Source organism: Rhabdochromatium marinum, assembly GCF_016583795.1.
In the GTDB taxonomy this organism is placed as follows: domain Bacteria; phylum Pseudomonadota; class Gammaproteobacteria; order Chromatiales; family Chromatiaceae; genus Rhabdochromatium; species Rhabdochromatium marinum.
In genome coordinates this window covers 1-6,485 of sequence record NZ_NRRS01000121.1, presented here as the reverse complement: position 1 = coordinate 6,485, position 6,485 = coordinate 1, and the positions used below count along the sequence as shown (strand labels likewise).

Here is a 6,485-nt window from a genome sequence, read left to right as displayed (position 1 = left end):
CATCGGCGCTGTCCTTGGGTTGGGTTGCACCTCCAAGACTACGCCTTTCCCGGACTCCTGCCGCCCCATGCCTCGCGCTGATCACCTACTGAAATTGTTGGTTTTGGACCGAGGGATGATCAAGGCCGGGAACAGCAAGGCGATTAGCCAAAGATACATAAAGTTGTGTGGCAATTTGTCGGTCACTCGCGCGGCTATCGCATCACTTTGGTCAAGATAGTCTAAATACTGCTGCGCGAGCGCTCGCGTTTTTTCCGGAGAAATCGAGCCAATAGGCGACGCAGCTGGAGTGTCGTTACTTGATATCATTGAAGACGCGGTCTGTTTTATCCATAGCCGTTCTCCTGCTCCGTAAACGTCAGAGTGGCTGGATAAAATCTGCTCTACGAGCGTCGTCCCCGAGCGCGGCATGCCGACGATAAAAATTGGTCGTTTGCTGTCATGGCCCCAGCCATAGCGTTCAGCAAAAAAGGCCGGCGTCATCGTTTTGCATAACCAGTCGATCTTGGTGTCGGTGCTGCCCGGATCCCAGGCCGAACCAGCGTTCTGGGCGTTTATCTGACGCCCCTGGCTGAAGTGCGCAAAAGCCGCATCATAATCGGCCATTTGCTCATATATGTTTGCAAGTGAAAAATGAATTTGGGATAGATCTATAAAGCTCTTGTTTTTCTCTGAAAAAGCGTTTTCTAATCGACTAATCGCGTTTAAAAAGCCTGTTTGGTCTTGACCGTTGCATCTATGCTTATAATATTTCGAAAGTGCTGCTACGTGATCAGGCTGCAACTCTAATGCGCGTCGAAAATTCTCGCACGCACGACTTATAAAACCAAGTGAATGAAGCACAACGCCTCTACCGTTATACGCATCAGCACAGTCCGGATTCGCATGGATCACCAACTCGTATTGTTCCAGCGCTTCTGTATGACAGTCGCGGTTTTGGAGTAATTGAGCAAACCGAAGCCGCACTTGTTCAGCATCCGGTTTAATCTTGAGTGCAGCTTTGTAATCCGCCAGCGCGTCTTCCTCGCGCGACTGCATTTCAAGCGCCGCTCCTCGATTATGGAATGCTGCGTCATAGGCAGCGTCAATCGTGATCGCTTGACTAAAAGCATCGACGGCCGCGTCCAGCTGATTCGCTTTGTTAAAAGCAACTCCCAGCGTATTCAGAATATCAGGCTTCTCAGGAGCAATAGAAAGCGCGCTCTGACAAGCTGCAATAGCTTCCTCATAACGCTCAAGCCGAATCAAGGCTTGGGCATAGCCGTGATGCGCCTTGACGGCACTCGTCGGAACATGAAGAACGCGCGCATAAACTTGGCAAGCCTCTTCATATCGACCGAGATCGAAGAGGGTATCGGCATATTTTACCGTTGTGATACTGTCATCGGCGTTGAGTGACAGGGCTTGCGCATAGGCCGCACCAGCGTCCGCATGGCGACCGCTTTGTTTAAGAAGATCCCCGAGGGCCACCGAAAAATCCGCAACCGCCGGATTCTGCACGATTGCGTCCCGAAACAAGGCCTCGGCTTGGTCGTCATCGCCTTGCTGAAAAAGGATCGTCCCGAGGAGATAGGTTGCGGTCGCGCACTGCGCTTGGGGCAAGTGTGGTATCGCCTGTCGATACAGGGTGGCGGCCTGATCAAGCTGACCGGCTTGGTGGTAATCCAGTGCTTGTTGAAGCTTGTCTTCCATGGTCTAAATCTCCGACTCTTTTAGCTGGCCATGCAATGCGTGATGTAAATCCATCAAATAGGGTTTATAGTTTTGCCAATAATCAATTCGATTCGTATAGATTGGTTTAATAACTTGATTAGAGCTAGACGTTTGAACTGGCCGGTCATTGAGATGCGGCGCAAGACATGCTTGTTCAAATGAAAGCCGGCAATGATCAAGCAGCGCCCGAATTGTCGATATCGGCTCCCGTACCAGTTGTTCATACCGCACCGAATAGATCGGTATAGGAAGCGCCTGTTCCCAATGCGCCATGAGCACCTGATATTGCCGGTAATGCTGACCGAGGGTATCGAGTCGGTTAGCGTAAGGATGCCCATGCCTAAACGGGTGGCTAAAAATCGACCAACAGGTTGCCATTGGATCGCGTTGGCAGTGAATGATCGTCGCCTTTGGAAACAGCAAGGCAATCAACCAAAGATACAGGAAGTTATGTGGAAATTTGTCGGTCACTCGCACGGCTGTCGCGTCACTTTGGTCGAGATAGGCTAAATACTGCTGCGCAAGTGCTCGCATCTTTTCTGGAGAAACCGGGCCAATAGGCGCATTGTTGTCCGCCACCAGCGGTGACGCGGTTTGGTGTATCCACAGCCGCTCTCCCGCCCCATAAACGTCAGAGTGGCTGGATAGAACTTGCTCCACGAGTGTTGTCCCTGAACGCGGCATGCCGACGATAAAGATTGGCCGTTCGCTGTCATGGCCCCAGCCATGGCGTTCAGCAAAAAAGGCCGGCGTCATCGTTTTGCATAGCCAGTCGATCTTAGCGAAGCCCGGGTCCCAGGTTGATTCAGATGCCTGAGCAAGTACCTGACGCCCCCGGCTGAAATGCGCAAAGGCCATGTCATAATCGGTCAGTTGCTCATACATCTTTGCAAGTGTAAATTGGATAAAGGCTGGATCCCCAAAACTTTTGTTTTTTTCGGCTAAAGCGTCTTTCAATCGACATATTGCGCTTAATATGCACGATTTGTCTTTAGTTTCACACTCATATCCATAATAGTCCACAAGCACTCTCAAGTTATCAGGCCGCAGCTCTAATGTGCGTTGGTAACTCTCGCATGCACGCTTTGCAAAACCAAGCCTACGAAGCGCTTCGCCTCTACCGTGATGCGCATCAGCACAATCCGGATTCGCCTGGATTACCAACTCGTATTGTTCCAGCGCTTCTGTATGACGGTCGCGCTTTTGGAGTAATTGAGCAAACCGAAGCCGCACTTGCTCAGCATCCGGTTTAATCTTGAGTGCGGTTTTGTAATCCGCCAGCGCGTCTTCCTCGCGCGACTGCCTTTCAAGCACCGTTCCTCGATTATGGAACGCTACGTCATAGGCAGCGTCAATCGTGATCGCTTGGCTAAAAGCATCCACGGCCGCGTCCAGTTGATTCGCTTTGTTAAAAGCACTCCCAGCGTATTCAGGATCTCTGGCTTCCCAGGAGCAATAGAGAGCGCGCTCTGACAAGCCGCAATGGCCTCCTCATAACGCTCGAGTTGAATCAATGCTTGGGCATAGCCGTGATACGCCTTGACGGCACTCGTCGGGACATGAAGAACGCGCGCATAAACTTGGCAAGCCTCTTCATATCGACCGAGATCGAAGAGGGTATCGGCATATTTTACCGTTGTGATACTGTCATCGGCGTTGAGTGACAGGGCTTGCGCATAGGCCGCACCAGCGTCCGCATGGCGATCAGTCTGTTTAAGAAGATCGCCGAGGGCCACCGAAAAATCCGCAACCGCCGGATTCTGCACGATTGCGTCCCGAAACAAGGCCTCGGCTTGGTCGTCATCGCCTTGCTGAAAAAGGATCGTCCCGAGGAGATAGGTTGCGGTCGCGCACTGCGCTTGGGGCAAGTGCGGTATCACCTGCCGATACAGGGTGGCTGCCCGATCAAGCTGGCCGGCTTGGTGGTCATTCAGCGCTTTTTGAAGATTGTCTTCCATGGTCTAAATCCCCAGCTTTTTTAACTGGCAATGCCATTTACGATACTTTGTGAGTTGCGACAGAATACTGCACGATGAAACTATCTGTGGTCATCAGCGTTAATCCTTCCACCATGGCTTGCGCAATCAGTATGCGATCAAAAGGATCTTTGTGAATTCCCGGTAAATTTTGCACCATCAGCGCATGGCGACTGTCGATGGGCAGTTCTCGGTAGCCATTGTCGAGCAGACCGCGACGGAGTGCGTGCGCATCGACCTGAAAATCCTCGCGGCCAAGCCCGCATTTGATCACGACTTCCCACAGATTAGCGGCGCTAAAATGAAGCAGATGCTCTGGAGCCTCAAGGAGAGCGCGCGTTTCGTCCGGGAGTCGCTCCGGGGTGCCGGCTGACCAGAGCAGGATCTGGGTGTCCAGTAACAACCTCAAGGTTGCTCTCCAAAGAGCGCCAGAATGGCATCCTCGCCCATGCGGTTAAAATCATCGGGAACCCTGATCTGTCCGGCCATGAAGCCAAGACGTTGCGGAATCGCAGGTTCGCCGAGCGGTATGACCTTGACCATCGGGCGTCCGGCTTTGGCAATGACGAAAGCATCGCCGTTCGCCGCCTTGTCGACGAGATGGGAAAGATGAGTTTTTGCTTCGTGGATATTGACCGTGCGCATCGTCTTTCCAAAAAGACCAGACTAAGTAAACTTAGTCTATTTGGATGCTTCAACCTCGTCAAGCAACAGTTTGGCCAAGCCACATGGCCGCAAAAGCCTTTTGCAGCACGCGCGCCAGCCCGGCCCCGTCACACAGTTCGCCACCGCACATTTGTGTGCCAGCGCTTGCAGATACGCCAGCCGAGCCTCCTTTGGGCGGGCCAGGGCGCGCGCTTGATTGCCCTGCTGATAGCAGGCGTTGGCTTGGACGGGAAGTGCCAGGCGGGTCCGCGACTTAACCATAAGGAATGTAACTTCTCAATAAGTCACGGCAGCCTTGGCTAAAGATATCCGTTAGAGTACCTCCATCGCCCCCCAATCGTTTCCCGCGACTCGCCCAGCCGTCATGCCCAGCCTGATCGAACTTCCTGACATCCCAGAGGCGGAACGCACCGCGCTGGTCGAGCAGTTGGTGGAGCTGATCGAAACGCTGGCCGAGGAGAGCCAACGGCAAGCGGAAACCATCCAGCAGCTGCGCGATGAGATCGCGGTGCTCAAGGGCGAGAAAGGCAAGCCGACCTTCAAGCCGAGCGGGATGAAGGATCAGAGCGATCCAGACAAGAAAGGGCAAGGCAAGGGCGAGTCCACAGGCCAGCGGGCCGGCTCGAGTAAGCGGAGCAAAACCCCGGATGTGCCGATTCATGAGGAGTGCGTAATTCGCCCCACCGAGGAGCCGCCGCCTGACGCGCGCTTCAAAGGCTATCGCGACTTCGTGGTCCAGGATCTGAAGATCGAAGCGCACAACACCCGCTATCGCCTGGAGGTGTGGCAGACCCCGGAAGGGGAATGGTTGTGTGGGGAACTGCCAGCGATCTTGCAAGGCGGGCACTTCGGCCCGCGCCTGCGGGCTTACCTGCTCTACCAGTACCATCACTGTCAGGTCACCCAACCGTTGTTGCGCGAGCAACTGCTTGAATGGGGCATCGACTTGTCGGTCGGGCAGATCGACGCCCTGCTCAGCGGGCACAACGAACCCTTCTTTGCCGAAAAGGATCAGTTGCTCGCGGTGGGTCTGGAGGTCAGCTCCTTCATCACGGTCGATGACTCAGGGGCGCGCCACCAAGGGCGCAACGGCTACGTCACCCAGATTGGCAACGACTGCTTTGCCTGGTTCTCCAGCACCGAAAGCAAGAGCCGGATCAATTTCCTTGAGCTTCTGCAAGCGGGCGAACCCGTCTATTGCCTCAATGATGAGGCCCTGACGTACTGGCGCGAACAGGGCTTGCCCCAGGCATTGCGCCAAGCGCTGGTGGCTTCACCGATCCTGGAGATCACGACCACGGCGGTGTGGGAGGCGCATCTCAAGACCCTTGGGATCACCAAGGAACGCCATCGGCGCATCGCCACCGAGGGAGCGTTGCTCGGTGGACTGTTGGAGAAAGGCCTCTCGCGCGAGCTGGTCATTGTCAGCGATGGTGCCGGACAGTTCGCCATTCTGCTGCATGCCCTGTGCTGGGTGCACGCCGAACGCCTGATTCACAAACTCATTCCGCTCAATGAGCGCCAACGCCTGGATCAGGAACGCGTGCGTGATGAGATCTGGACGCTGTATGCCGACCTCAAGGCCTACCAACGCGCCCCCGATCCCGCCGCCGTCGCGGATCTGCGCGCGCGTTTCGAGACCATCTTTAGCCAGAAGACCTCCTTCGCGACCCTTAATCAAACCCTCAAGCGCCTGAAGACCCATCAGAGCGAGCTGCTGCTCCTGCGCCCGGACATCCCGCTTCACACCAACGGCAGCGAGAACGACATCCGTGGCTACGTCAAATGGCGCAAGATCAGCAGCGGGACGCGCAGCGATCTGGGGCGCCGTTGTCGTGACACCTTTGCCAGTCTCAAGAAGACCTGCCGCAAGCTGGGGATCTCGTTCTGGGATTATCTCAACGACCGCATCGGACAGGTCGGAGACATCCCGCCCTTGCCGGAAATCGTGCGCGAACGGGCCTTGGCCGCGTCGGCTGGGCCGTGAGTTATTGAGAAGTTACTAAGGGATTGTCACAAAATAAGTGTTCCATTTTGTGCTGGTGAAATAGTGTAATTCCAGTCGCCATGGAAGTCGTGTCGCTTGATGTTGACGGCAGCCAACTCAGCGGCAGTGACTTTTTGGCCGAG

The 6,485-nt window shown here is 54.8% G+C and carries 6 protein-coding genes; 1 reads left to right on the top strand and 5 read right to left on the bottom strand.

Features of this window, described 5'->3' with window-relative positions; translation table 11 throughout:
* Nucleotides 1-81: 81 nt before the first annotated feature.
* Genes CKO36_RS18360 through CKO36_RS18340 form a run of 5 tightly spaced genes read right to left on the bottom strand, consistent with a single transcriptional unit; the run spans nt 82 to nt 4,334 of the window.
* Entirely contained in the window at nt 82-1,692 is a 1,611-nt protein-coding gene (locus tag CKO36_RS18360) for a tetratricopeptide repeat protein (protein ID WP_200286359.1), read from the bottom strand.
* Nucleotides 1,693-1,695: 3 nt separating this feature from the next.
* Nucleotides 1,696-3,096 (bottom strand): sulfotransferase, encoded by a 1,401-nt coding sequence (locus tag CKO36_RS20355; protein ID WP_200286358.1) that lies wholly within the window; start codon nt 3,094-3,096, stop codon nt 1,696-1,698.
* Entirely contained in the window at nt 3,048-3,671 is a 624-nt protein-coding gene (locus tag CKO36_RS18350; RefSeq protein ID WP_200286357.1) for a tetratricopeptide repeat protein, read from the bottom strand. Before CKO36_RS18350 ends, CKO36_RS20355 begins: the two co-directional genes overlap by 49 nt.
* A gap of 37 nt (nt 3,672-3,708) precedes the next feature.
* Nucleotides 3,709-4,098: a type II toxin-antitoxin system VapC family toxin gene (locus CKO36_RS18345; RefSeq protein WP_200286356.1), complete on the bottom strand. Its 390-nt coding sequence runs from the start codon at nt 4,096-4,098 to the stop codon at nt 3,709-3,711.
* On the bottom strand, nt 4,095-4,334 hold the full coding sequence (locus CKO36_RS18340; protein ID WP_200286355.1) for a type II toxin-antitoxin system Phd/YefM family antitoxin: 240 nt from the start codon (nt 4,332-4,334) through the stop codon (nt 4,095-4,097). The genes CKO36_RS18345 and CKO36_RS18340 overlap by 4 nt, the downstream gene beginning before the upstream one ends.
* 385 nt (nt 4,335-4,719) lie before the next feature.
* On the opposite strand from CKO36_RS18340, the gene CKO36_RS18335 reads away from it, so the two are divergent.
* Nucleotides 4,720-6,342 carry an IS66 family transposase gene (locus tag CKO36_RS18335; protein ID WP_200286354.1) on the top strand — a complete coding sequence of 541 codons (1,623 nt, stop codon included), beginning with the start codon at nt 4,720-4,722 and terminating at the stop codon, nt 6,340-6,342.
* Nucleotides 6,343-6,485 lie beyond the last annotated feature (143 nt).